The sequence below is a fragment of the Mesorhizobium sp. M0174 genome (assembly GCF_040322275.1).
Classification (GTDB): domain Bacteria; phylum Pseudomonadota; class Alphaproteobacteria; order Rhizobiales; family Rhizobiaceae; genus Mesorhizobium.
Genome location: NZ_JAMYTB010000004.1, coordinates 35,450 through 60,865 on the forward strand (window position 1 = coordinate 35,450; position 25,416 = coordinate 60,865).

Genomic DNA, 25,416 nt, shown 5'->3' on the forward strand with positions numbered 1-25,416 from the left:
CAAAGTGTCCTGTAGCTGCATTGAAAAATCAATTGATATTGTTAGGGTGTTCGCTGTGAGAAAATCTCACAGAGTTCAGGTTCCAAATGGCCAAGCGTTTGCCACCGCTCAACCCGCTGCGCGCCTTCGAGGCGACGGCGCGCCATGCCTCACTGAGCAAGGCGGCGGCCGAGCTGAACGTCACCCACGGCGCCATCAGTCATCAGATCAAGGCGCTCGAGCAATCATTGGGCGTCAAGCTGTTCGAGCGTGCCGGCCAGCGGGTGAAGCTGACGCCGCACGGCGCCGAGTTGCTGCCGGCGGTGTCGACCGCCTTCGACGGCATTGCGGCGGCCACACAGCGCATGACACGGCCGGCCAGCACCGGCGCGCTGTCGGTATCGTGCGTGCCGGCTCTGCTGTTGCTATGGATGATCCCGCGGCTGGGCAGCTTCACCTCGCAATATCCGGATATCAGGCTGACGCTGATCCCATCCAATGACGCCAAGGACGTCCGCGCTCCGCACATCGATGTCTGCGTGCACTATGGCGACGGCAGCTGGACCGACTGCTGGATGCGCAAATGGTCGGGTCTCGAACTGTTCCCGGTGGTCAGTCCGACGCTGATCAACAACCGCCCGATCCGCACCGTCCGCGACCTCGCCGATCACGTCTTCCTGCATGGCGATGACGGCCGCGAATGGCACACCTGGCTGGCCGCCGCCGACGCACTGGATCTGGAGCGCGGCCGCCGCCATCATCTCGGCGATGCGCGCATGGCGACCGAAGCCGCCGTGCACGGCCATGGCGTGGCGCTCGGCGATACGGTGACGGCAAGCGGACTGCTCGCCAGGGGTCTGCTTGTCGCCCCGTTCAGCCTTTCCGTGCCGGCGGTCGACGATTTCTACGTCGTCTGCCGCAACGAGATGCGGTCGGCGCCGATCGTGCAATTGTTCATCGACTGGCTGTTTGCCGAGAAAGAGCAGGCCGACCGCCGCGCCGACGCGCCGGTGGCAGGTCGCATCGGCATTCGCCGCAAGCGTCCAGCGCTCAAGGTGGTCGGCTCCAAGACTGCATCCTGAGGCCGAAACTGCCGCAGGCGCCGCTTGCCGCAGGGGCTTCTTTTTGTCGGGCCAGCCCGCAAAGCGGGAGGCGCGTTCAAAAATTCGATGCTAAGAGGCATTTGGAGCAATTCCAGGAAAAGTGCGCAGCGGTTTTCCGTCCGGATTGCGATAGACAAAAGCTAGAGCGAGCAGCGAAGGCGCATTGAGCGATGGCAAAGACCGATATAGCGCGGCGCGTCTACAACCACACTTGGAAGCTCGACCCGATCGTCCGTAGCTTGCTCGACACCGATTTCTACAAGCTTCTGATGCTGCAGATGATCTGGGGCATGTATCCCAAGGTCGACGCCACCTTCTCGCTGATCAACCGAACCACCTCGGTCCGCCTTGCCGAGGAGATCGATGAGACGGAGCTGCGCGAGCAGCTCGACCATGCCCGCACCTTGCGCTTCTCGAAGAAAGAGATGATCTGGCTCGGCGGCAACACCTTCTATGGCCGCAAGCAGATCTTCGAACCGGAATTCCTCGCCTGGCTGGAAAATTTCCGGCTGCCCGAATACGAGCTTTCCAAGCGCGACGGCCAATACGAACTCGCCTTCAGCGGCCCGTGGATGTACACGACGCTGTGGGAGATCCCGGCGCTGGCAATTATCAATGAACTTCGATCTCGCGCGGCCATGCGAGCGTTCGGGCCGTTCGCGCTCGACGTGCTCTATGCCCGCGCCAAGGCCAAGATGTGGGCCAAGACTGAGCGGCTGAAGGCGCTGCCCGGCATCCGCATCTCGGATTTCGGCACCCGCCGCCGCCATTCTTTCCTGTGGCAGCGCTGGTGCGTCGAAGCGTTGAAGGAGGGCATCGGCGAGGCCTTCACCGGTACCTCCAATGTGCTGCTCGCCATGGACAACGATCTCGAGGCGCTCGGCACCAACGCGCATGAACTGCCGATGGTGTTCGCCGCGCTCACCAATTCGGAAAAGGAATTGAAACAGTCGCCCTACAACGTGCTGCAGGACTGGCAGCGCTACTACGGCGGTAACTTGCTTATCGTATTGCCGGACACCTTCGGCACCGCGGCGTTCCTGCGCGATGCACCGGACTGGGTCGCCGACTGGACCGGCTTCCGCCCCGACAGCGCGCCGCCGATCGAAGGCGGCGAGAAGATCATTTCCTGGTGGCGCGAAAAGGGCAAGGACCCCAAGCAGAAGCTGCTCATCTTCTCGGATGGGCTAGAGGTCGAGACCATCGAGGAGACCTACCGCCACTTCCGCGGCAAGGTGCGCATGTCCTTCGGTTGGGGTACCAACCTGACCAATGATTTCGAGGGCTGCGCGCCGACCGAGACCAACCGGCTAGACGCCATCTCGCTGGTCTGCAAGGTCACCGAAGCCAACGGCAGGCCGGCGGTCAAGCTTTCCGACAATCCGGCCAAGTCGACCGGCGACGAGAAAGAGATCGAGCGCTATTTGCGGATATTCGGCCAGAAGGATCGCGTGGAGCAACTGGTGAAAGTGTGAGGTGGGGGGACTCTTGCGTAGTATGAGTTCCTTCGCGCCCCCCTCTGTCCTGTCCGGTAGGACAGAGGGGGACGCCGTAGAGCCCCGTCGTTACAGTCTAGCTCTCGTCGTTGTTGGCTTTGCATTCTCGCCCACTCCCGCCTTCGCCCACGCCTCCGACCGCGGCCACGTCCTGCTGCTTCCCACCGGTTACTACGTCGTGGGTGGCGCGCTCGCCGTTGCCGCCAGCTTCCTGATCCTCGCTCTACTCCCGCCGGACTCCCTCGACCGCTTCTGGCGCAAACGCCTGCCGCTTTTCGCCTTCGGCGACGGCGCGCGAACTGCCGTCAGCCTGGTATCCTTTGCCGGCTTTGCAATTCTGATCGCCGCCGGCCTGTTCGGCAGCCGCGATCCGCTCTCCAATCCACTGCCGCTGACCGTATGGACATTGCTCTGGGTTGGCCTGGCTCTGTTGCAGGGGCTCGCCGGCGATCTCTGGTCGTGGGCCAATCCGTGGTACGGGCCGTGCCGCGTCGTCTCGCACTTGTTCGGCAGATCGCAGCCGCAGTTGCTCCCCCAGTGGCTCGGCTATTGGCCGGCTTTCGTGCTGTTCTTCGCCTTCGCCTGGTTCGAGCTGATCGACCCTGCGCCCGACGATCCGGCGCGGCTGGCCTGGGCCGCCGGCGCCTATTGGCTGCTGAGCTTTGCCGCCATGCAGGTCTTCGGATACCGCGACTGGAGCCAGCGCGGCGAGTTCCTGACGGTGTTCTTTGCCATGGTAGCGCACTTCGCCATCGTCGAGCACAACGAGGACGGCCGGCTCAAACTCTGCTGGCCGGGTGCCAAGCTGCTCGGTGCCGCGCCGCTACCGCTCAGCGGCGTCGCTTTCCTGCTGCTTGCGCTGTCGTCTGTCTCCTTCGACGGCCTGTCGAAAACCTTCTTCTGGCTAGGCTGGTTCGGGATCAATCCGCTGGAGTTTCCTGGACGCACCGCTTTGATCGGCATCGGCAGTTTCGGCCTTGCGCTGAGCTTTGCCGTGCTTGCGGCGGTGTTCGCGCTCGCCCTCTTTCTTGGCCAGCACCTTGCCGGCAGCAAGCATTCGCTCGGTCACGCCGCCGGGCTTTTGGTCTGGTCGATCGTACCGATCGCGCTCGCCTACCACTTCGCGCATTATCTGACGGCGCTGCTGGTCGACGGCCAATATGCGATTGCCGCTCTTTCCGACCCGCTTGCGCTGGGCTGGAACCTGTTCGGTACCGCCGACATGTCAATTGAAGCCGGCGTTGTCGCCGGCGCCGGCTCGGCGTGGTGGCTGTGGAACCTCCAGGCCGGCGTCATCATTGCCGGCCACATGCTTGCAGTGCTTGTCGCTCATGGCTTGGCCTGGCGGCTGCATCCCGGTCCGGCTCGCGCCGCGCTCAGCCAGTTCCCGCTCACCGTGCTGATGATCGCCTATACCGTGCTCGGCCTATGGCTGCTTGCGACGCCGAGCGCCGGATGAACGAGGTGCGCGATGGCCGTCAATCGGACCTTGGGGAAAGCTCGCTTGCCACGTCAGAGCTTTGGTGATTTAGTTTGTACACATGCAATTTTCGGCCCTCTTAACAAGAGTGGCCTGCCTGCTACAGCCATTGGTCAAAGCTCAAAAACAAGGGGAACTGCCGTGACTGACAAGAATGGGTTTTTCGATCTCTCCAGATCCGCTCTCACCCGCCGCGCGGCGCTGAAGGGCCTTGCCGCCGGCGCCGGTCTTGCCGTCGCGCCGGGTTTCGTGCGTTACAGCCAGGCGCAGAGCTCGGCGCCGATCAAGATCGGCTTTCAGTCGCACCGCACCGGCATCGGCGCCGCCTACGGCCGCTGGTACGAGAAGACCACGGCCGCTGCCGTCAAGGCTATCAACGATGCTGGCGGCATCAACGGCCGGCCGGTCGAGGTGATCATCGAGGATGACGGCACCGATCCCGGCCGGGGCGCCGAAGTCGTCGGCAAGTTCGCCTCCCAGCACAAGACCGACATCGTCTACGGCACGCTGTTTTCGCATGTCGTCATCGGCTCGGCGCCGGCCGCCGGCGAGGCCAAGATGCCCTATTTCGTCGTTAGCGAAGGCCACCACGTCGCGTCGACCAAGTTGAACCGCTACGTCTTCCAGCCCGGCATCACCGATGTGAAGAGCCAGATCCAGTCGATGGCGCCGTGGATTGCCGCCAATGCCGGCAAGAAGGTGACGCAGATATTTCCCGATTTCGCGTTCGGCTACGACCATCGCGACTACCTGCCGCCGGCCCTGAAGGCGCAAGGCGCCGAGGTCATCGCCCAGATCGCCATCCCCCCGACAGAATCCTCCTTCACCAAATATTTCCCGCAGATCCCCGCGGAGACCGAGGTGATCTACCACGTCATGGTCGGCCCGGCGGTGCTCACCTTCGTCAAGGAGCTCGGCGAGTTCTACGGCTCCAATCGGCCACAATTGTTCGGCTTCATCGATTCGCTCGAAGCTACCGACATCAACAGCCCCGGCCTCGAATTCCTTGACGGCAGCCATTTCTGGGAAGGTTCGCCGCGCTACGCGCAGCCTGATGATTCCCCCGCGCAGAAGGCCTATCGCGCCGCCGTCGGCATCGACGACAATGGTGCCGCCGTCGGCGACCCCAAGGACGTCTCCACCGCCGCGCATATGTTCGGCTGCTGGGAAACGCTCTATGTCGTCAAGAAGGCGATGGAAGACGCCGGCTACAAGGGCCCGGAAGACCGCGCCAAGCTGGTCGAGGCGACCGAGGCATTGACCGAGTTCGCCGAAGGGCCCGAGCATCCGCAGGGGCCGAAAACCTTCAACGGCAAGATCCACCAGTGTTTTGGCATCCAGAACATCTCCAAGGTCGAAGGCGGCCGGCTGAATGTCGTCCACAAGACCAAGATCGAGGACGGCCTCTACGAGCCGGAAGGGGATTACACGACGCAGGCGCTGTGAGCTTGGCTGCCGCAGCAAGCGTGAGCGCCAAGACACCCTCCTCTGGCCTGCCGGCCAGGCCGGCAGGCCAGAGGGGGGTGCTTCGCGCATCCGCCGGTGCTTAGCCGATGCACTTCGGACCTCACCTGCTCCTCGCCGCCCTCGAAGGCCTCGTCACCTCCGCCGTGCTGGCGCTGACGGCGCTCGGCCTGTCGCTGGTGTTCGGCGTCATGCGCGTTGTCAATGTCGCGCATGGCGAGTTCTTCATGCTGGGCGCGGTGCTTGCCTGGGCAATCTCTACGGCGATATCCGGCCATCCTGCGCTCGGCTTCCTGGCCGCCCTGGTGCTGGCGCCATTGATCGTCGGTCTGATCGCGCTGGTCGCCGAACGGCTGGTGCTGCGCCGGCTCAGCTATAATCCGGAAGCCACCATCGTCGCCACCATCGGCATGCTCTACATCATCCAGCAATTGGCGCTGACCTTCTACGGCCCGGAGGCGCGGCCGGTGGAGCCGCCGTTCAGCTATCGCATCCTCCTGCCGTGGTTCGGCTATTCCGGCTACAAGCTGTCGATCATCGCCGCGTCGGCGCTGCTGCTGGTCGCGACCTGGCTGGTGCTGACGCGCACGAAAATGGGCCTCGTCATGCGCGCCACGCAATATGACAGCGAGACGGCGCAGGCCTTCGGCATCCCGGTGACCAGAGTCTATGCCGGCGTTTTCGCGCTCGGCGCCATGCTAGCGGCTGTGGCCGCGGTGCTGATCGTGCCCATCAGCCAGGCGCATTATCTGATGGGGCAGGACCCGCTGCTGCTCTCGTTCATCGTCGTCATCATCGGCGGCCTCGGCTCGTTGCGCGGCACGGTGCTCGCCGCGGTGCTGATCGGACTGTCCGACGGCATTATCTCGGTGTTCTTCTCGCCGACGCTGGCCAAGATCATAGCCACCGTGCTTGTCGCCATGGTGCTGGTGTTCCGGCCGCAAGGCCTGTTCGGGACAGCATCGCGATGAAGGATGCTTCGCCGGCAAAGCCATATGCGCTGCATCTCGGCGTCATCGCCCTGCTTTTCGGGCTTAGTTTTGTCCTGCCGGAATATCATCACGGCCTGCTCGCCCGCATTATGGTGCTGGCGGTCTTCGCCATGGGCTACAATCTGCTGTTCGGCTATGTCGGGCTGCTAAGCCTCGGCCATGCCATGTTCTTTTCAGCCGGGCTCTATGGCGCCGGCCTTGCCGTCATCCATCTCGGCTGGAGCGTGCCGGCCGCCTTCGCAGCCGGGCTTGCCTGCGGCGCGCTGCTTGCGCTGGTGATCGGGCTGCTGGCGCTGCGCACCTCCGGCGTCGCCTTCATGATCGTCACCATGATGTTCGCTCAGGTATTTTATCTCCTCATTCTTTATTTCGCCGCCTGGACCGGCGGCGACCAGGGCTTGGTGGTGCCGCAGCCGATGCGGGTCCTTGTCCTGGGCAGCACGTCATTCGACCTCACCAACGCGACCGTGCGCTATATAAGTGCGCTGGCACTGTTCTCGATCGTGCTGCTCATAAGCCTGGCGATAGTCCGCTCCGGCTATGGCCGTGTGCTGGTCGCCATCCGCGAGAACGAGGAGCGGACCAAGATGCTTGGCTACGACACGTTCTCCAGCAAGCTTGCCGCCGTCGTCATCTCCGGCAGCATCTGTGCGGCTTCCGGCGCTGCCTATGCGCTGCTGTTCGGCTATGTCGGCTCGAGCTTCGCCTCGGTGCAGTATTCCATCCTGCCGCTGCTCTGGGTGCTGCTGGGCGGTGCCGCCACCACGCTCGGTCCGCTGATCGGCACACTGTTCATGTATTATGTCATCGACGTCGCCAGCGGCTACACCTCGGCCTATCTGCTGATCGTCGGCATAGCGCTCATCCTGCTGGTGCTGTTCTTCCCGAGAGGCATTCTCGGCAGCATCCGCCAGCGCTGGCTCGGGTGGTTGCCATGATGCCGCTGCTTACCACCAAAGGCCTGTCGCGCAGTTTCGGCGGCTTGCGCGCCGTCGACGGCGTCGACTTCGCGCTGATGCCGGGCGAGATCCGCGCCATCATCGGCCCCAACGGTGCCGGCAAGACCACCTTCGTCAGCCTGGTCAGCGGCCGCATCCAGCCCTCGTCGGGCATGATCGTCTTCGACGGCGCCGACATCACCAGCCTGCCTGCCTACGCCCGAGTTCGCCTTGGCATCGCCTACACGTTCCAGATCACCAGCGTCTTTGCCAATCTCAGCGCCTACGACAATGTTGCCCTGCCGGTGCAGCGCACGCTGACCGACGGCCGCTCGAAGGGCGCGGTTCACACCGGCGTCATGGCGGCTCTCGAGCGCACCGGCCTTGCCGACCGGGCGCAAATGCCGGCCGGGCAATTGTCCTACGGTCACCAGCGGCTGCTGGAAGTGGCAATGGGACTGGCACTGAAGCCGCGGCTGCTGATCCTCGACGAACCGACGCAAGGGCTGGCCGATAGCGAGATCGACAATTTCATCGAGCTGGTGCGCGAGATCGCCGACAGTGCCACCGTGCTTTTGATCGAGCACAACATGCCGGTGGTCATGCAACTCGCCGACCGCATCACCGTCTTCAATGCCGGCAGGATCTTGGCTGAAGGCACGCCCGAGCAGATCCGCGCCAATGCCGCGGTGCAGGACGCCTATCTGGGGACCACCCATGGCTGAGGCCCAGTCCAAGGCGTTGACCATATCCGGGCTCGATTGCTTCTATAGCGAAGTCCAGGTGCTCTATGGCTTGGATCTTGTGTTGAACGAGGGCGAGGTGCTCTGCCTGTTCGGCCGCAACGGCGCCGGCAAGACGACGACGCTGAAGGCGATCATGGGCCTGGTGCCGGCAAGCGCCGGCTCGATCCGGCTCGAAGGCCGGGAATTGACCGGTCTGCCGGCACATGAGGTGCCCAAGGCTGGCGTCGCCTACGTGCCGCAGGGCCGGCGGCTGTTCGCCGAGATGACCGTGGCGGAAAACATCGAGATCGGCCTGATGGCCCGCAACAAGGGCAAGGCGACGCGCGAGAACGTGCTCGATCTTTTCCCGTTGCTGCGCCAGCGCCTCAGGCAGCGTTCCGGCACGCTGTCCGGCGGCGAGCAGCAGATGCTGGCCATGGCCCGCGCCCTGTGTCTGGAACCGCAGGTGCTCCTGCTCGATGAACCGACCGAAGGGCTGATGCCGTCGATGATCGCCAGGATCCGTGAAACCGTGTCGAAACTGCGAGCGCTCGGCGTGTCGACAATTCTTGTCGAACAGCGCGTCGACGCCGTGCTCTCGGTCGCAGACCGCGTTTGCTTCATCGAGAACGGCCGCAACCGCGAGACGGTCGATGTCGAGGAACTGCGTGCCGATCCCTCGGCGGTCCGTCGCTATGTCGGCGTCGGCTGATCAGGCAAAAAACAGCAAGCCGGCGAGCAGGAAAGTCGGGATCAGCACGGCGCCCGACCACGCCATATAGCCAAAGAAGCTCGGCATCTTGATGCCGCGATGCCTGGCAATGGCGTAGACCATGAAATTCGGCGCGTTGCCGACATAGGTGTTTGCGCCCATGAACACCGCGCCTGCCGAGATCGCCGCCAGCGTCGAGGCGAGCTCGGTCATCAGATGCTGCGCATCGCCGCCGGCCAGTTCGAAGAACACCAGATAGGTCGGCGCATTGTCGAGGAAGGACGACAGCGCTCCGGTCAGCCAGAAATACGCGAGATTGTCGGGCGCGCCGGTCGGCGAACTGACCAGCAGCACCAACGGCGCCAGCGCGCCGTCGAGGCCGGCCCGCAATATGGCGACGACCGGAACGATGCAGATGAAGATGCTGGCGAACAGCTTCGCCACCTCGGCGATCGGCCCCCAGCTGAAGGCGTTTGCGCCGCGAAACTCCTTCGGCGAGACGACAGGCGACGTGAAGGCCAGTATCAGGATGACGGCGTCGCGCACCAGGTTCTGCAGCTCGAGGCTGACGCCCTGAAACGAGAAACTCACTCCCGGCTTCCAGGCAGCGGAAATCAGGATCGCGGCGATTACGCCGGCCAGCAGCGGGATGTTGGCCAGGCCGCGAATGCGCACCTTGCTGTCGGGCGTCGGATCCTTGATCTTCGGCGCGCCTTCCTCCCGATGATGCATGATGATGTCGATCGCCAGGAAAACCACCAGCACCACGCCGGCGACGAACAGCGTCTCGGGCAGCAGGTGAACTGTCGTCCAGAAGAAATCGACGCCGCGCAGAAAGCCGACGAACAGCGGCGGATCGCCGAGCGGCGTCAGCGAGCCGCCGATGTTGGACACCAGGAAGATGAAGAAGATGACGACATGGGCGTTGAAGCGCCGGTTATCGTTGGCGCGGATGAGCGGCCGGATCAGAATCATCGAGGCGCCGGTTGTGCCGATGATCGAGGCAAGCACCGCCCCGCCCAGCAACAGCCCGGCATTGACCAGCGGCGTGCCGTGTATGTTGCCGGCAACGAAGATGCCGCCCGAAATGGTGAACAGCGCAAACAGCAGGATGATGAACGACATGTATTCGGTGAGCAGCGCATGCAGCACCGCCTGCGTGGCCGACGGGATGCCGAAGGCGATTGCCAGCGGCCCGATCACCAATGCTGCCCAGAAGGCAGCGATCTTGCCGTAATGGTGCTCCCAGGCATGATGGAACAGCAGCGGGCCGGTCGCAATGCAAAGCAACAGCCCGGCAAACGGCAACACCCACCGCAGCGACATGGCGGCGCCCGGCAATTCGTGCGCTTCGGCCGCGAGAACCGCTCCCGGAGAAAGGATCGCGGCAATAAATGCAGCACTTGCCGTCAACGCCGCAAACCGCATGAAGCCCCTCAAAAGTCTGTCAGGTTCGGCTGGATGACGTTCAAATCAGTGCCACGCCGGCATCGCGCATCCGGCCCAGCATCGTCTCCATGGAGCCGTTGAGATCGATGCCGCGGCAGGCGTCGAGCCGAACCGACGTCGCAAAGCCGAGCTTGACCGCGTCGAGCGCCGAAAAGGCGACGCAGAAATCCGTCGCCAGGCCGACCAGGGTCAGCGTATCGATATTCCGCTCCCGGAGATAGCCGGCAAGGCCGGTCGGCGTCGTCCGGTCGTTCTCGAAGAATGCCGAATAGCTGTCGATCGCAGGACGGAACCCCTTGCGGATGACCAGCTCGGCCTTGCTCCAGGCCAAGCCGGAATGGAAGTCCGAACCCAAGCTGCCCTGGATGCAGTGATCAGGCCACAGCGTCTGCTCGCCATAAGGCATGTCGATCGTTTCGAACGGTCTCTTGCCGGGGTGGCTGGAGGCAAAGCTCGAATGGCCGGCAGGGTGCCAGTCCTGCGTCAGCAGGACGTGCTCGGTCCGCCGGATCAGGTCATTGACCAACGGCACGATTTCGTCGCCACCGGCCACTTCAAGGGCGCCACCCGGGCAGAAATCGTTCTGCAGGTCGATAACGACAAGCGCTTCGTCGGCCATGGAGCCTCCTTATTTTCTTGGTCTTGAGCTTAGGCTCCAATGAAAACGCGACCGGACGCAGAAACTTGACCAGATGGCCGGCTGCGTCAACCTCTCATGGCATAACAAATGCGTTCCGGGTGCACCGGGGCCAACAGCCGTGCAAACTCTGGCTTTGACAATTCCTGCCGGCTTGATATCATTTGCATACGAATGAATTTCCTGCCTTGAATGCTCGGGAAAATCTTTCGGCAGAATCCCCTCTCGGGAAGCCCATTCTGGGAAGGCAAAGCGTGATCCGTTACGCAAAACCCACCACGGTCGACGACGCCCTCGCGTTGCTGGGCGAAGGGCAATGGCGCATCCTCGCCGGCGGCACCGACTTCTATCCGGCACAGGGCAGCAAGCCTTTCCGCGACAATGTCCTCGATATCAATGGCCTGGTGGCATTGCGCGGCATTGCCGAAGCCGAAAACCATTGGCTCGTCGGCGCGCGCACCACCTGGACCGATCTCGTCCGCCATCCTCTGCCGGCGGCTTTCGACGCGCTGAAGCAGGCGGCGCGGGAAGTCGGCTCGGTGCAGATCCAGAACGTTGCCTCGATTGCCGGCAATCTCTGCAACGCCTCGCCGGCCGCCGACGGCGTGCCGGCGCTGCTGGTGCTCGATGCCGAAGTCGAACTGCGTTCCGCTGTGGCGACCCGGCATCTGCCCCTTGCAGAATTCATCCTCGGCAACCGTCGCACCGCACTGCAGCCCGGCGAAATGGTCACGGCAATCCGCATTCCCAAACCCGCGACCGCCGGCAGCTCCGCCTTCGTGAAACTCGGCGCGCGGCGTTATCTCGTCATCTCCATCGCCATGGCCGCCGCACGCCTGGCCGTCGAAGATGGTATGGTCAGGAACGCGGCCGTCGCCGTCGGTTCCTGCTCGGTTGTCGCCAGGCGCCTGGCGGGTGTCGAGGCGGCGCTACGCGGCCGGCCCGTCGGCCACGCGCTGGCCACTGCGATCCAATCCGCACCGATGGACGAGCTGTCGCCGATCGGCGACGTGCGCGGCAGCGCCGAATATCGGCTGGACGCTGCGCGCGAGATCGTCGCCCGCGCCGTGCTTGGTGCGATGGGCGCTGTTCCCGACGAAAGGGCGGCGGCCTGATGGGCATGGAGCGCGCCGACATCGCCTTCGAAGTCAACGGCGCCGCCGTCAGCGTTTGTGTGCCGCCGGTGCGGCGGCTGTCTGCGGTGCTGCGCGACGAGTTGCGGCTGACCGGCACCAAGATCGGCTGTGATGCCGGCGATTGCGGCGCCTGCACGGTGCTGGTCGACGGCGAGCCGGTCTGCGCCTGCTTGATGCCCGCGGCTTCCGCCTCCGGCACCGTGGTGACGACAGTCGAAGGCCTCGCCAATGGCCGGTTGTCGGCGCTGCAGGCTTCGTTCCTCAGCCATGGCGCAGCGCAATGCGGCGCCTGCACGCCCGGCCTGCTGGTCGCGGCAACGGCACTCCTGGACAGGACGCCTTGCCCGAGCGAGGCCGAAACGCAGGATGCACTGGGCGGCGTGCTCTGCCGCTGTACCGGCTACCGCAAGATCGTCACCGCGGTGATGGACGCTTGGCGCCACGCCGACGGCCTCGATCCGCGCATGCCATCCTCTGGCCATGCCGTCGGCTCCTCCCCGATCCGCGTAGATGGCCTGCCGAAAGTCACCGGCGACGAAAAATTCGGCGGTGATTCATTCCCGGCCGACGCGTTGTCGGTGCTGGTGGTCCGCTCGCCGCATTATCGTGCCGCTTTCACTTTTGGCGACCTCGGCAGTTGGGTGAAATCCCGTCCCGGCATTGCCGGCGTCTTCACCGCCGCCGACATTCCGGGAAAGAATTGTTTCGGCGTCATCGCGCCCTTCGCCGACCAGCCGGCGCTGGCCGAAGGGGTTTCGCGCTTTCGCGGTGAGGCGGTGGCGCTGGTTGCCGGCGAACGCGAGGCTATCCTCGATCTCGACCTTGCCGATTTTCCTGTCAGTTGGACCGAGTTGCCGCATTTTCTGGAAACTGGCGAAGCGCAGGCCGGCGGTGCGCAACTGGTCCATGAAAACCGGCCCTCGAACCTGCTCACCTCCGGCTTCGTCGAGCGTGGCGACCCGGAAGCCGCGCTTGCCGGTGCGGCTTTCGTCGTTTCCGGCGCCATCGACACCTCCTATGTCGAGCACGCCTATATCGAACCGGAAGCCGGCTATGCCTTCATGGACGGCGACACGCTGGTGGTCGTCGCCTGCACGCAGGCGCCCTATATGGACCGTGACGACACGGCAAAAGTGCTCGGCCTTGCCCCGGAAAAGGTGCGCATCGTGCCGACCGCCACCGGCGGCGGCTTCGGCTCCAAACTCGACGTCTCGCTGCAACCGCTCATCGGCCTCGTCGCCATGAAGACCGGCCGGCCGGCGGCGCTCGCCTACAGCCGCACCGAATCGATGATCTCGACCACCAAGCGCCATCCGGCTCTGATGAGAGCGAGCATCGGCGCCGATGCCGGCGGCCGCGTCACCGGCATGGTCTTCGCCGGCGATTTCAACACCGGCGCCTATGCCAGCTGGGGGCCGACGGTCGCCAACCGCGTGCCGGTGCACGCCTCCGGCCCCTATGCGACGCCGAACTATCGTGCCGAAGGCCGCGCCATCCACACCAATGGCCCGATTGCCGGCGCCTTTCGCGGTTTCGGCGTGCCGCAGGCGACGATCATGCAGGAGACCCTCTATGACGACCTGGCCGACAAGCTCGGCATGGATCGGCTCGCCTTTCGCCTGAAGAACTGCCTTCGGAACGGATCCGAAACAGTTACTGGGCAGCGGCTCGAGTCGGGCGTCGGCATCGCCGACTGCCTGGAGGCCCTCCGTTCACATTGGCAACGTGCCGTTCGCGATGCCGAAGCGTTCAATGCCGGTAGCAGCATCAAAAAACGCGGCGTCGGCATCGCTTCTTGCTGGTACGGCTGCGGCAACACCTCGCTGCCCAATCCGTCGACCATCAAGGTCGGCATCTCGATATCGGGCGAAGTCGTCCTGCATCAGGGGGCGGTCGATATCGGGCAAGGCTCCAACACCGTCATCGCGCAGATCTGCGCCGACGCGTTGGGTCTGCCATTGGAGAAGTTGCGGCTGAAAGGCGCCGATACGGCGATCACGCCCGACGCCGGCAAGACCTCGGCCTCGCGCCAGACTTTCGTCACCGGCAAGGCCGCCGAAAGGGCCGGCCGCGCCTTGCGCGAGGAGATCTTGCGTTTTGCCAATGTCTCGCAAAAGGCGGCGATTGCGCTGGACGGCACAAGCCTGAGCGTTAGGGAAGGCGAAGCGACGCGCCGCATCGATCTTTCCTCGCTGAAGGCAGACGTCGAAGGTTTTGTCTTCCGGGCCGAGGAAAGCTACGACCCGCCGACACAGCCGCTCGATGCAAAAGGTCAGGGCAAGCCTTACGCCGTCTATGGTTATGGCGCTCAGATCGCCGAACTGGAGGTCGACCTCAAGCTCGGCACCGTGAAGCTGATAAAAATCACCGCCGCCCACGATGTCGGCAAGGCCATCAATCCCTTGCTTGCCGAGGGCCAGATTGAGGGTGGCATCGCCCAGGGCATCGGCATGGCGCTGATGGAAGAATATATCCCCGGCCGCACCGAAAACCTCCACGACTATCTGATCCCGACGATCGGCGACGTGCCGCCGATCGAGACCGTCCTGATAGAAGTTCCGGATCCGGAAGGACCCTTCGGCGCCAAGGGTTTGGGCGAGCATGTTCTGATTCCGACGGCGCCGGCGATCCTCAACGCCATCCGCCATGCAACAGGTGTGCTGGTCACCAAAATTCCGGCGACGCCGACCCGCATCCGCGCCGCCATCCGCGACAAGGAGGCGCGCCGATGAGCGAGCTTGCCGAACGCTTCGAGACGCATGATCCCGGCGAGAAGCTGGTGGCCGAGAAGATCCGCTGCGATGCCTGTCCGGTCATGTGCTACATCGCCGATGGCCGCACCGGCGCCTGCGATCGCTACGGCAATGTTGGCGGCAGGATCGTGCGGATGGATCCGCTGACCATCCTCGACCACGCGGCCGAGACCGGCGCCGCAATCGTACCCTTTGCCGAGGAAGGCGAGGCATGGGACGGCGAACTGGTCAACACCGGCCGCCGCTTCGTCACCGCCATCGGCGCCGGCACCACCTATCCCGATTACAAGCCGGCGCCTTTCATCGTCAGCCAGGAGGTCGAGGGCGTCGATCTGGTCACCGTCGTCACCGAGGGCATCTTCTCCTATTGCGGCGTCAAGGTGAAGATCGACACCGATCGTCATATCGGCCCCGAAACGGCGACGGTCCGTGCCCAAGGCGAGGCGATCGGCCATGTCACCACCGGCGAATACGGCTCGCAGATGCTGTCGCTGGGCGGCGTACATCATTTGACCGGCGGCTCGAAGGCTGAAGGGCGCGCCACCTGTGACGCCATGCTCGCCCTGTGCAACCGCAAACCGGTCGAGCTCGTCATCGACGGCGGCGCCACCGTCATCGTCGAAGCCGGCAAGCCGCCGGTCATCGACGGCAAGCTCGAGCAGCGCATGCGTGTCGGCTGTGGTTCGGCCACCATCGGCATGTTCGCCACCCAGTGGCGTGGCCTTGTCGACGAGGTGGTGGTCGTCGACGACCATATTACCGGCGTGGTCTCCGAGCATCAGGCCGGCAAGGTGCTTGGCTGGCAGGACACCGGCATCAAGATCATCGGCCGCCGTTCGACCCCGGGCCGTTATTTCAAGGTGTCGGAGCCCGGCCTCGGCTGGGGCGGCACCAGTATTTCCGACCCGCTGTCGATCCTTGGTGAATGGAACGCCAAAAAGGGTGCGCGCCCCGGCATGTCGCTGCTGATGGTCTCGACCACCGGCGAGCAATTCGCCTATTACGAGCTCGACGACGAATTGAAGCCTGTGCAGAAACCGTTCCCGGAGCGGCTGCGGAAGTCGGTCGAACTGATCGAGGACAATTGCGAGCCGGCGCTCTGCACCGTGCTTTTCGTCGGCGGCGCCGGCGGCTCGCTGCGCGCCGGCGTCACCGAGAACCCGGTCAATCTGACCCGCTCGGTGCAGGGCCTCAAGACCTATGTGACGGTCGGCGGCGCGCCGGTCTATGTCTGGCCGGGCGGCGGCATCACGCTGATGGTCGACGTCACCCGCGTGCCGGAAGGCGCCTTCGGCTATGTGCCGACGCCGGCGCTGGTGGCGCCGATCGAGTTCACCATGCGCCGCGACGATTATGTCAGGCTTGGCGGCTACGAAGCCGAAATCCGCAGCGTCGACGATATCCTGGCCAAGGGCGGCGAATATCTCAATCCGCGCCGCGGCACGGCCGCACCCCCGGACAATCCCTGGCCGCCGCTGGCTCAGTTGCGTCGCGCGGCCGCAAACGGGGCCGGGCGATGAACGGCCCGCAGGCGCATTGGCTCGAGGACGGCCGGAGGGTTCACCTCAATCATGGGCCGATCGACCTGATCGTCGAGGCATTCGGCGAGGCGAGTGAATGCAGCGCCGCATATCACCAGGCAGTGGCGCGCTTCCAGACAATCCTGGTTGAACTGGTCGAAGAGTTGCCCGAACTGCGGCGCCCGGCCAGCTCGCGGCCACGTCCTTTCGCTGGCCCGACGGCGCGCCGCATGGAAGCGGCGGTCGTTCCGCTAGCGAAACAATTCATAACACCGATGGCGGCCGTCGCCGGCTCGGTAGCCGACGAAGTGCTTGGTTCACTGCTTGCCGGCCGCCAGCTCGAGCGCGCCTATGTCAACAATGGCGGCGACAGCGCGATCCACCTCGGCCACGGCCAGTCGATCACGCTTGCCATTGCCGGGACAGGTCATGGGTTGGCAGATCGTCTCACGATCCGCGCCGAAGACGGGATCCGCGGCGTCGCGACAAGCGGCTGGCGCGGCCGCTCCTTTTCGCTGGGCATCGCCGACGCGGTCACGGTGCTGGCGCGAACGGGTGCTGCAGCCGATGCCGCCGCGACCTTGATCGCCAACGCCGTCGACCTGCCCGGTCATCCAGCCGTTAGGCGCGTACGGGCGCGCGATCTCGCGCCTGACAGCGATCTCGGCGACCGTTTGGTGACGCAGCGCGTGGGGCCGCTTTCCGCCGCTGAAATCGCTATTGCACTGGAAGGTGGATTTGCCGTTGCCGAGGAGTTTCGGCGGCGCGGCCTGATTGCCGCCGCGGCGCTTTTCCTCGGCGGTCAGGCACGCGTCGCAGGTCCGATGAGGCTCGCCAATAAAGCTTTAGAGAGGGAAATTGCTCATGCCTGAGTTTCCGATCCGCAAGATCGCCGTGCTGACCGAAGAGATTTTTCACGAGGGCGGGCCGGTGGCGAAGGTGCCGCGGCGCCGCGCGGCGGCCATGGCTGTGGTCAAGAACCCGTTCGCCGGCCGTTACGTCGAGGAACTGCAGAGCGCCATGGAGGATTTGAAGCCGCTCGGGCTGCTGCTCTCCGACAGGCTTATTGCCGCATTGGGCGGCGACGTGAAACAGATCGACGGTTACGGCAAGGGCGCCATCGTCGGCATGGCGGGCGAGCTGGAGCATGGCGCGCTGTGGCATGTGCCGGGCGGCTATGCCATGCGCGAACGGCTCGGCGACGCCAAGGCGATCGTGCCGTCGGCAAAGAAGGTCGGCGCTTTCGGCGCGCGGCTCGATGTGCCGCTCGGCCACATCAACGCCGCCTATGTGCGCAGCCATTTCGATGCCATGGAAATCGGCATCAGCGATGGCCCGCGTCCCGACGAGATCCTGTTCTGCCTCGCAATGACCTGCGGCCCGCGTGTGCACGACCGCATGGGCGGGCTGGCGGCCAAGGATATCAAGGCATGGGACGGGCTGCGGTGAGCCCCGAAGACAATCTGCTCAAGCTGGTCGAGGCCGAGGAACCTGACGAGAACGACTATCGCTTGCAGGAGCAGGTCGGCTTCATCCTGCGCAAGGCGCATCAGCGCCATGTCTCGATCTTCGCCGCACACATCGCCGATCTGACGCCGCCGCAATTTGCCGCTTTGGCCAAATTGCGCGACGTCGGCGAGACCTCGCAGAACCAGCTTGGCAGCCTGATCGCCATGGATGCGGCGACCGTGAAGGGCGTCATCGACCGGCTGAAAGCGCGTGGCTTTGTCGAACTTAGCAAACACGAAGTCGACAAACGGCGCCTGCTGGTCAATCTGACGGCCGAGGGGCGCGACGCGATCGAGCGGCTGATCCCGCTTGCCCGCGAGATCACGCAGGAAACGCTGGCGCCGCTTTCCGCCAAGGAGGCGGCCATTTTCATGAAGCTGCTGGCCAAGCTGGCTTAATCTGCTGCCTGCCGGCGTTTGATTGTTGTTCCTGCCGGGCGCTGAACGCCCGGCAGGAAAGCCTCGTCTCAGAGGCCGTTGTCCTTCAGGATCTGGGCGGCATTTTCCTTGGTGATCTTCTGCGTCGGCAGGGTGATGGTCTTTTCCACCTTCTCCCCGTTCAGGAACTTGATCGCCTGCCGCAGCCCTTCGGCGCCCGGCGTCACATAAGTGAACGTCGCCGTCAGCTCGCCATTGGCGACCAGCTGCACGCCTTCATTGGGCAGGCCGTCGATGCCGATGAACTTGATGTCCTTCTCACGTCCGACGTCCTTGGCGGCAAGATAGGCGCCATAGGCCATCGGATCATTATGGCCGTAGACGAGATCGATCTTCTCGTTGTTGCGCAACGCGGTCGCCATGATGTTGTAGGCCTGGTCCTGCTTCCAGTCGCCCGACTGCTGGTCGAGCAGGTATTTTATGCCCGGCTCCTTGTCGGTGAATTCATGGAAGCCGTCATGGCGATCGTGTGCCGGCTGGGTGCCCATGCCGCCCCAGATCTCGACGACGTTGCCGGCGGCCTTGCCCTTGCCGCCAAGCAGCTCGACGGCATATTCACCGGCAGCCCGGCCGATCAGCTTGTTGTCGCCACCGACGAACTGCGTGTAGTCATTGGTTTCGACGTTGCGGTCGAGCACGAAGACCGGGATCTTGGCATCGATCGCCTGCTGCACGACACCGGTCAGACCGGCGGATTCCTTCGGCGATACCAAGAGCGCATCGACCTCCTGACGGATCAGGTTCTCGACGTCGGCCACCTGCTTCTCGGTCTTGTCCTCGCCGTCGGTGATGATCAGTTCGACTTCCGGATGCTTGGCCGCTTCGGCCAGGATGTCCTTGTTGAACTGAGCCCGCCAGGGTTCGATGGTCGTCACCTGCGAGAAGCCGATCTTCCACTTCTTGTCCTGCGCATGGGCGCCGCCGGCAAGCATGGCGGTCGTGGTCAGGAGTGCCGCTGTCAGCCCGGCGAGCTTCAACAATTCACGTCGTTTCATTTCTTGTTTCCTCCAATATTCAGAGACGCGGTCTCTTGCGACGGCCGCTTTGCCGCGACCGTTTCCTTGTGCGCTTGCCCACCGGGCAGCCGCAGATAGAAGAGAAGATCACCGGCATTGCGCTCCTGTACGAGCACGGTACCGATGATGATCATCCCCTTCAGCACCAGCTGAAGGTTCGAATTGATGTTGTGCAGCTGCAGGATGTTGGAGAGCAGCCCGAAGATCAGCACGCCGCAGAACGTCCCGGTGAGGCTGCCGCGTCCGCCCATCAGGCTGGTGCCGCCGATGACCACGGCGGCAATCGCGTCGAGCTCCAGGCCGGCGCCGGCGTCCGGCTTGCCTTGCCGGTACTGCGCGACATAGAGCACCGCCGCGATGCCGGCCAGCAGCCCTGACACGGCATAGGTGGCGATCTTCACGCGGCCTGCGGCGATGCCCGACAGCCGCGCCGCCTCCTCATTGCCGCCGATTGCATAGACATAGCGGCCGAACGGGGTGAAGCGCAGCACGGCGCCGTAGATCAGGATGGCGCCGAGGAAGAAGAGGCCCGGCATCGGGATCACGCCGAATACCAGCGAGCGCAGCATTTCGAAATCGGCCGTGGCGTTCGAGCCGGTATAGACCGGCAGCACCGCATTGTTCTGGCCGGCTGTCAGCCGGGCGATGCCGAGCGCAGTAACCATCATCGCCAGCGTCACGATGAAGGGCTGCAGCCGCCCCGCGACGATGATGAAGCCGTTGAGCGCGCCGAACAGCAGGCCGACGCAAGGCGCCACCAGCAGCACGCCGAGCACGCCGAATTTTGAGCCTACCTGCGGCAGCAGGAACCACAGCACCAGACTGCACAGGATCACCCCGACAATGCCGGGTGTCACCAGCCCGCGAACGCTGTCCAACCTGATGTCGTGCGTGGCCTGCGCGCCGGCGCGGGATTTTTCGATGTTCAGCAGGATGAAACGAGTGACGAGAATGCCGAGGCAAAGGGCTGCCAGGGCAACTGTCGGCACCCCCAGCACCACCGCCGGCGTCACGCCGGGGACCGTCAGCAGCATGGCACAGACGACCGTGCAGATAGCCATCAGCGAGCCGACGGAAAGGTCGATACCGCCGGTGATGATCACCGCAGTCATGCCGGTGGCAATCAGCCCGGTGGTCGACACCTGGCGCAGCACGTCGAGCAGGTTGCCGTAGGACAGGAAGATGTTGTTGCCCTTGGAGCTGATCGGCGAGCCGAGCACGCCGATCAGGAAGATGGCGATCAGGCCCCAATAGAGCTTCGTCCGGGACAGGATATGCAAAATGCTCATGCGGCAGGCCTCGTCATCGTCCGTCGCGGCGCCGCAAGCCGCATGATGGCCTCCTCGCTGGCTTGCGCGCGGGACAGGATTCCCGTCTGGCGGCCGTCGGCCATGACGAGGATACGGTCGGAAAGATGCAGCAGTTCCGGCAATTCCGAGCTGATGACGGCGATCGCCAGCCCGTCTCGCGCCAGCTTGAAGATGAGATCGTAGATTTCCCGCTTGGCACCGACATCGATGCCGCGTGTCGGCTCGTCGAGCAGCAGCACCCGCGGCCTCGTCGCTAGCCATTTGCCGATGACGACCTTCTGCTGGTTGCCGCCGGACAGCGTGCCGGCCGGCTGCTCGACGGTCTCGCAGCGAATGCCGAGCGCCTTGACGGCGTCCCGTGCCAGCCCTTGCTCACCGGCCAGCGAGCGCACGCCGAACCGCGCCAGCGCGCCGACCAGCGGCAGCGCGACATTGTCGGTGATCGAGGCCTCGAGATGCAGGCCTTGCGTCTTGCGGTCTTCCGTGACCAGGGCGATGCCGAGCCGGCGCGCATCGCGCGGCGAACGGATTTCTACTGCCTCGCCATCGAGCCTGATCTCACCGCCGGCACGTCCGCCGCTGGACCCGAAGATGGTTTCCAGGATTTCGGTACGGCCCGAGCCCAGCAGCCCGCCGATACCGAGGATTTCTCCTGCGGCAAGATCGAAGCTGACGCCGTCGAGCACGGTGCGCCAACCATGGCGATTGGGCTTCGACAACGACAGCTCGCTTACGGACAGGACCGTGTTGCCACCGGGGATGCGGTGCTCCTGGGAGGAAGCAAGCAGGTTTCGCCCGACCATCGCCGAAATTATGGCGTCTTCGTCGAGCTTGTCCATCACCCGCGTCAGGACGTGGCGTCCATCGCGAAACACGGTGACGCGGCTGGCCAGATGCATGACCTCGTCGATGCGGTGCGAAATGTAGACGATCGCCACGCCGCTGTCGGCGAGCTGGCGGATGATGCGGAACAGCCGCTGGCATTCGGCCGGCGAAAGCGCCGAGGTCGGCTCGTCCATGATCAGAATGCGCGCCGACATCGACAGCGCCTTGGCGATCTCGACCAGCTGCTGTTCGCCGACGCGCAAGGCACCGACGCGCGCATCCGGGTCGAGCTCGATGCCGAGCCTTTGCAAGAGCGCGCCGGCAGCGCGGCTGCTCGCCTTGCGGTCGACGATCAGCCCGGCGATCAGCTTCTCGCGGCCGAGAAAGATATTGTCGGCGACGCTAAGTTCGGGAACGAGGTTCAGCTCCTGGTGGATGATGGCGATGCCGGCGCGCTCGGCTTCGCGGACGCCGGCAAAGCGCACCGGATGGCCATCGATACTGACCGTTCCGTTATAGTCCGTATAGACGCCGGACAGGATCTTCATCAGCGTCGACTTGCCGGCGCCGTTCTCGCCCATCAGCGCATGGACCTCGCCGCGCCGCAGTTCGAAGCCGACATCGACAAGCGCGGCGATACCGCCGAAGGACTTGGAGATGTGCTCGGCGCTCAGCACGATCGCCGAGCCGTCCGCCACAACGCCTTGCGCAGGGATGGAATTGCCGTGCTGCATGATAAGGACGGCCTCCCTCCGTCGTCACCGAACACCTCAAACGCTAATCTAAACGTTTCGATCATGTCAAGGCAATATCTGGAGCCTGAGATTGTTCCATTTCAATTCTTGCGCAAAATCATAAGATTCCGTACGTATTGCTACCGTGGAGTGGTGAAACGTTTCGAAAATGACAGCGTCAGGACGAAAAAAGCAGCGCAAATTCACTGCTCCGACCATGCTTCACGTGGCCGAGGCCGCGCGTGTTTCCGTGGCCACCGTGTCGGCGCTGATCAACGGCACCGCGACCGTCAGCCCCGAGCTCAGCCAGCGCATCGAACAGGCGATCCGCGACATCGGCTACAAGCGCAACGCCATTGCCCGCAGCCTGAAGATGGGCACCACACGCACCATCGGGCTCACCGTCCCACACATCACCAACCCGTTCTTCACCGACGTGGTTTCGGTCATCCAGCAGGCTTTCGACAGGGCCGGCTACGCCGTCATGCTGTGCTGCACCGACGAGCACCTGAACACGCAGGACGACCAGATCAGACTGCTGCTCGACCGCATGGTCGACGGACTGATCGTCGCGCGTGTCGGCGACGGCGCGATCCTCAAACGGATTGTCGACGACGCCAACGTGCCGGTCGTGCTGCTCGACCGTGTTTGCCAGGGTGTCGATACCGATGCCGTCGTTCTCGACAATCAGCGCGCGGTGTTCGACGCCATCACCTACCTGATCGATCTCGGCCATCGGCGCATCGGCTACATCTCCGGCTCGTTCGATATCTCGCCGATGCATGACCGCATGGCGGGATACCGCGAGGCCCTCCAGGCCGCCGGCCTGCCGGCCGAACCCGAGCTCGTCCGCTTCGGCAACTTCCATGAAGTCGACGGCTACAACGCCACCATGCAGCTGCTTTCGCTGCACGACCGGCCGAGCGCCATCTTTTCGGCCAACAACCCGATGGTGATCGGCACGATGAAGGCCATTCGCGATATCGGCCTGTCCTGTCCGGAGGATATTTCGGTCGCCTGCTTCGACGACTTTCCGTGGTCGGATGTGTTCCGGCCGCAATTGACCACGGTCGCACAGCCGGTGCAGGCGATTGGCGAACAGGCGGCCAATCTGCTGCTCGACCGGCTCGCCGGAAACAGGGATGCGCCGCCGCGCAAGCTGACGCTCAAGGGACGCCTGATGATCCGCAATTCATGCCGTCCGCTAGGTGCGACTGCGCAGAGCGTCAGCGCGTAGGGCTCCGTTCAGAAACTTTGCAATGCCGGACGGACCAGCGCTCCCTCTGTCCTGCCGACCCGGGCCTTCGCAGCCACTACGGGCGTTCGTCGTTCGAAAACCGAGGAATTGAAGGAGGCGGCGCCGATCGAGCCAAGTGGCCAACGATCAGCCAGCCGACAGTCAGGAAAATCTTGGCAATCGAAGCATGTCGGATTAGGAATATGACGAGATGCGGATGATCGTTCACACGGGCGCCGGCTTGAGTCATGCGCGTGAAATCGATCCTAATCGGGTTGGTTCTTGCTGGGATGGCCGTATTCTTCGGCTGCACCACCGGCGGCGCATTAAAGACTTTCCCCTCGGCCTATGGCGGCCTCACCGACGCCGGTTTTCGCGTTCCGCCGGTTCCGATCTACAAGGTTGACCCAAAGTTCCATCGGCAGACAGTACCTTATGCGACTGAAGAGGCGCCGGGCACCATCATTGTCGATACAGGAGCGAAGTTCCTCTACTACGTGTTGGGAGACGGTCAGGCGCTGCGCTACGGAATCGGCGTTGGCAAGGCGGGCTTCGAGTGGCATGGCACTGCTCACGTTGCGAGGAAGCGCGAATGGCCGGATTGGAGCGCGCCGTCTGCGATGATCGTGCGCGAGCAGAAGCGAGGCCGCATTATACCGGCCCATATGGAGGGCGGACTCATGAACCCGCTAACGAGCATGACGGATCGAAAACCTCCGCGTAAAACGCGGGAAATGTTCGCTATGTCTTCGCACACCGGTTCGCGATGTTCCCTGCCTAAGGCCGGCCTTGCCCGCAACAGTGGCAAGTGGCGAACCAACTCTCAGGCAGCTTCCGACAGCGATTTGTGAGCGTCGGCCAGGATCTCGAACGAGCGCACCCGCGCCGCATGGTCGAAAATCTGCGCTGTGACCATCAGCTCGTCGGCGCCGGTGCGGCGCACGAAGGCCTCGATGCCTTGCCTGACCGTTTCGGGAGAGCCGACGACGGCGCAGGAAAGCGCTTGGCCGAGCATGGTCTTGGCCATTGGATCGAGGTCGCGCTCATATCCTTCGACCGGCGGCGGCAATCGGCCGGGCCGGCCGGTGCGCAGATTGACGAAGGCCTGCTGCAGCGAGGTGAACAGCAGCCGCGCCTCGGCATCGGAAGAAGCGGCCAAGACGTTGAGGCCGAGCATCACATAAGGCTTGTCGAGCTGCTCCGAAGGCTGGAAACGCGAGCGGTAGATCTCCAGCGCATGATCGAGCTCGGCCGGTGCAAAATGCGAAGCAAAGGCGTAGGGCAGGCCGAGCATGGCGGCAAGCTGCGCGCCGTAGAGGCTGGAGCCGAGAATCCAGATCGGCACCTTTTCGCCTTCGCCGGGCACCGCGCGGATGCGTTGGCCGTCTTCGGCCGGCTGGAAGTAACCGATCAGCTCGACGACGTCCTGCGGGAAATTGTCGGCGCCAGCGTCGAGGTTGCGGCGCAGCGCCCGTGCCGTGGCCATGTCGGTGCCGGGCGCCCGCCCGAGGCCGAGATCGATGCGACCAGGATGCAGAGCATTGAGCGTGCCGAATTGCTCGGCGATGACCAGCGGCGAATGATTGGGCAGCATGATGCCGCCAGCGCCGACGCGTATCGTGTTGGTGCCGCCGGCCACATGGGCGATGACCACCGAGGTGGCGGCGCTGGCGATGCCCGGCATATTGTGATGCTCTGCCAGCCAATAGCGCCGGTAACCCAGCCGCTCGGCATGGCGGGCGAGATCGAGCGAATTGGCGAGTGACTGCGAAGCGTTGCTGCCTTCGACGATCGGCGACAGGTCGAGAACGGAAAGAGCGGTCATCGGCGCGGGTTTCCTGTGGGCCGAACGGATGTAGGAAGCCGTTGCCGAGGCGGCAAATTCAAAATGTTGATTGAGCACTGCGGCACAACGGACGTGCGACCGATGCAAGGTCGTTGATCTGCACACTAATCAATGACGC

At 64.0% G+C, this 25,416-nt stretch carries 22 protein-coding genes; 16 read left to right on the forward strand and 6 right to left on the reverse strand.

Annotation, left to right across the window (positions count from 1 at the left end):
* Nucleotides 1–86: 86 nt before the first annotated feature.
* The 8 genes from gcvA (at nucleotide 87) to NKJ13_RS09665 (ending at nucleotide 8,889) form a co-directional block, all read left to right on the forward strand.
* Nucleotides 87–1,061 (forward strand): transcriptional regulator GcvA, encoded by a 975-nt coding sequence (gene gcvA, locus NKJ13_RS09630; protein ID WP_352477004.1) that lies wholly within the window; start codon nucleotides 87–89, stop codon nucleotides 1,059–1,061.
* A 191-nt stretch (nucleotides 1,062–1,252) separates the two neighbouring features.
* Complete coding sequence (pncB, locus tag NKJ13_RS09635) at nucleotides 1,253–2,557, forward strand: nicotinate phosphoribosyltransferase (protein ID WP_254815847.1); 1,305 nt, start codon at nucleotides 1,253–1,255, stop codon at nucleotides 2,555–2,557.
* A gap of 22 nt (nucleotides 2,558–2,579) precedes the next feature.
* Nucleotides 2,580–4,037: a hypothetical protein gene (locus NKJ13_RS09640; protein WP_352751772.1), complete on the forward strand. Its 1,458-nt coding sequence runs from the start codon at nucleotides 2,580–2,582 to the stop codon at nucleotides 4,035–4,037.
* Between the two features lie 162 nt (nucleotides 4,038–4,199).
* Complete coding sequence (locus NKJ13_RS09645; protein ID WP_352777693.1) at nucleotides 4,200–5,504, forward strand: ABC transporter substrate-binding protein; 1,305 nt, start codon at nucleotides 4,200–4,202, stop codon at nucleotides 5,502–5,504.
* Nucleotides 5,505–5,611: 107 nt separating this feature from the next.
* Nucleotides 5,612–6,493, forward strand: coding sequence for a branched-chain amino acid ABC transporter permease (locus tag NKJ13_RS09650; protein WP_352777695.1), 882 nt, complete (start codon nucleotides 5,612–5,614; stop codon nucleotides 6,491–6,493).
* Nucleotides 6,490–7,452 carry a branched-chain amino acid ABC transporter permease gene (locus NKJ13_RS09655; protein ID WP_352751766.1) on the forward strand — a complete coding sequence of 321 codons (963 nt, stop codon included), beginning with the start codon at nucleotides 6,490–6,492 and terminating at the stop codon, nucleotides 7,450–7,452. The genes NKJ13_RS09650 and NKJ13_RS09655 overlap by 4 nt, the downstream gene beginning before the upstream one ends.
* Nucleotides 7,449–8,177: an ABC transporter ATP-binding protein gene (locus NKJ13_RS09660; RefSeq protein WP_352506045.1), complete on the forward strand. Its 729-nt coding sequence runs from the start codon at nucleotides 7,449–7,451 to the stop codon at nucleotides 8,175–8,177. The genes NKJ13_RS09655 and NKJ13_RS09660 overlap by 4 nt, the downstream gene beginning before the upstream one ends.
* Nucleotides 8,170–8,889, forward strand: a complete 720-nt coding sequence (locus tag NKJ13_RS09665) for an ABC transporter ATP-binding protein (protein ID WP_352686394.1) — start codon at nucleotides 8,170–8,172, stop codon at nucleotides 8,887–8,889. Before NKJ13_RS09660 ends, NKJ13_RS09665 begins: the two co-directional genes overlap by 8 nt.
* On the opposite strand, the gene NKJ13_RS09670 is transcribed toward NKJ13_RS09665, so the two are convergent.
* Both NKJ13_RS09670 and pncA read right to left on the reverse strand, forming a co-directional pair.
* The gene (locus NKJ13_RS09670; RefSeq protein WP_352777697.1) at nucleotides 8,890–10,317 is read right to left on the reverse strand and encodes a sodium:proton antiporter; all 1,428 of its coding nucleotides are present in this window, start codon (nucleotides 10,315–10,317) and stop codon (nucleotides 8,890–8,892) included.
* A gap of 40 nt (nucleotides 10,318–10,357) precedes the next feature.
* Complete coding sequence (pncA, locus tag NKJ13_RS09675; protein ID WP_352777698.1) at nucleotides 10,358–10,957, reverse strand: bifunctional nicotinamidase/pyrazinamidase; 600 nt, start codon at nucleotides 10,955–10,957, stop codon at nucleotides 10,358–10,360.
* Nucleotides 10,958–11,229: 272 nt separating this feature from the next.
* On the opposite strand from pncA, the gene NKJ13_RS09680 reads away from it, so the two are divergent.
* Genes NKJ13_RS09680 through NKJ13_RS09705 form a run of 6 tightly spaced genes read left to right on the forward strand, consistent with a single transcriptional unit; the run spans nucleotide 11,230 to nucleotide 18,291 of the window.
* Complete coding sequence (locus NKJ13_RS09680) at nucleotides 11,230–12,090, forward strand: FAD binding domain-containing protein (protein ID WP_352539932.1); 861 nt, start codon at nucleotides 11,230–11,232, stop codon at nucleotides 12,088–12,090.
* Nucleotides 12,090–14,843, forward strand: coding sequence for a molybdopterin-dependent oxidoreductase (locus tag NKJ13_RS09685; RefSeq protein WP_352736699.1), 2,754 nt, complete (start codon nucleotides 12,090–12,092; stop codon nucleotides 14,841–14,843). Before NKJ13_RS09680 ends, NKJ13_RS09685 begins: the two co-directional genes overlap by 1 nt.
* Complete coding sequence (locus NKJ13_RS09690; RefSeq protein ID WP_352736701.1) at nucleotides 14,840–16,384, forward strand: 6-hydroxynicotinate reductase; 1,545 nt, start codon at nucleotides 14,840–14,842, stop codon at nucleotides 16,382–16,384. Before NKJ13_RS09685 ends, NKJ13_RS09690 begins: the two co-directional genes overlap by 4 nt.
* Nucleotides 16,381–17,256 carry a UPF0280 family protein gene (locus NKJ13_RS09695; RefSeq protein ID WP_352736703.1) on the forward strand — a complete coding sequence of 292 codons (876 nt, stop codon included), beginning with the start codon at nucleotides 16,381–16,383 and terminating at the stop codon, nucleotides 17,254–17,256. The genes NKJ13_RS09690 and NKJ13_RS09695 overlap by 4 nt, the downstream gene beginning before the upstream one ends.
* The gene (locus NKJ13_RS09700) at nucleotides 17,249–17,833 is read left to right on the forward strand and encodes an amino acid synthesis family protein (RefSeq protein WP_352467809.1); all 585 of its coding nucleotides are present in this window, start codon (nucleotides 17,249–17,251) and stop codon (nucleotides 17,831–17,833) included. Before NKJ13_RS09695 ends, NKJ13_RS09700 begins: the two co-directional genes overlap by 8 nt.
* On the forward strand, nucleotides 17,815–18,291 hold the full coding sequence (locus NKJ13_RS09705) for a MarR family winged helix-turn-helix transcriptional regulator (RefSeq protein ID WP_502894214.1): 477 nt from the start codon (nucleotides 17,815–17,817) through the stop codon (nucleotides 18,289–18,291). Before NKJ13_RS09700 ends, NKJ13_RS09705 begins: the two co-directional genes overlap by 19 nt.
* Nucleotides 18,292–18,359: 68 nt before the next feature.
* Here NKJ13_RS09705 and NKJ13_RS09710 read toward each other — a convergent pair whose 3' ends face one another.
* From NKJ13_RS09710 to NKJ13_RS09720, 3 genes are read right to left on the reverse strand one after another with little or no spacing between them, the layout of a single operon-like run.
* Nucleotides 18,360–19,325: a substrate-binding domain-containing protein gene (locus tag NKJ13_RS09710; RefSeq protein ID WP_254815861.1), complete on the reverse strand. Its 966-nt coding sequence runs from the start codon at nucleotides 19,323–19,325 to the stop codon at nucleotides 18,360–18,362.
* Entirely contained in the window at nucleotides 19,322–20,635 is a 1,314-nt protein-coding gene (locus NKJ13_RS09715) for an ABC transporter permease (RefSeq protein ID WP_352736705.1), read from the reverse strand. The genes NKJ13_RS09710 and NKJ13_RS09715 overlap by 4 nt, the downstream gene beginning before the upstream one ends.
* The gene (locus tag NKJ13_RS09720) at nucleotides 20,632–22,215 is read right to left on the reverse strand and encodes a sugar ABC transporter ATP-binding protein (protein WP_352472367.1); all 1,584 of its coding nucleotides are present in this window, start codon (nucleotides 22,213–22,215) and stop codon (nucleotides 20,632–20,634) included. Before NKJ13_RS09720 ends, NKJ13_RS09715 begins: the two co-directional genes overlap by 4 nt.
* A 217-nt stretch (nucleotides 22,216–22,432) precedes the next feature.
* Here NKJ13_RS09720 and NKJ13_RS09725 point away from each other — a divergent pair, with 217 nt between their 5' ends.
* Nucleotides 22,433–23,452, forward strand: a complete 1,020-nt coding sequence (locus tag NKJ13_RS09725) for a LacI family DNA-binding transcriptional regulator (RefSeq protein ID WP_254815864.1) — start codon at nucleotides 22,433–22,435, stop codon at nucleotides 23,450–23,452.
* A gap of 248 nt (nucleotides 23,453–23,700) precedes the next feature.
* Nucleotides 23,701–24,303 (forward strand): L,D-transpeptidase, encoded by a 603-nt coding sequence (locus tag NKJ13_RS09730; RefSeq protein WP_352777700.1) that lies wholly within the window; start codon nucleotides 23,701–23,703, stop codon nucleotides 24,301–24,303.
* On the opposite strand, the gene NKJ13_RS09735 is transcribed toward NKJ13_RS09730, so the two are convergent.
* Nucleotides 24,276–25,277: an LLM class flavin-dependent oxidoreductase gene (locus NKJ13_RS09735; RefSeq protein WP_352736709.1), complete on the reverse strand. Its 1,002-nt coding sequence runs from the start codon at nucleotides 25,275–25,277 to the stop codon at nucleotides 24,276–24,278. The two genes, NKJ13_RS09730 and NKJ13_RS09735, sit on opposite strands and share 28 nt — an antisense overlap.
* Between the last annotated feature and the right edge of the window lie 139 nt (nucleotides 25,278–25,416).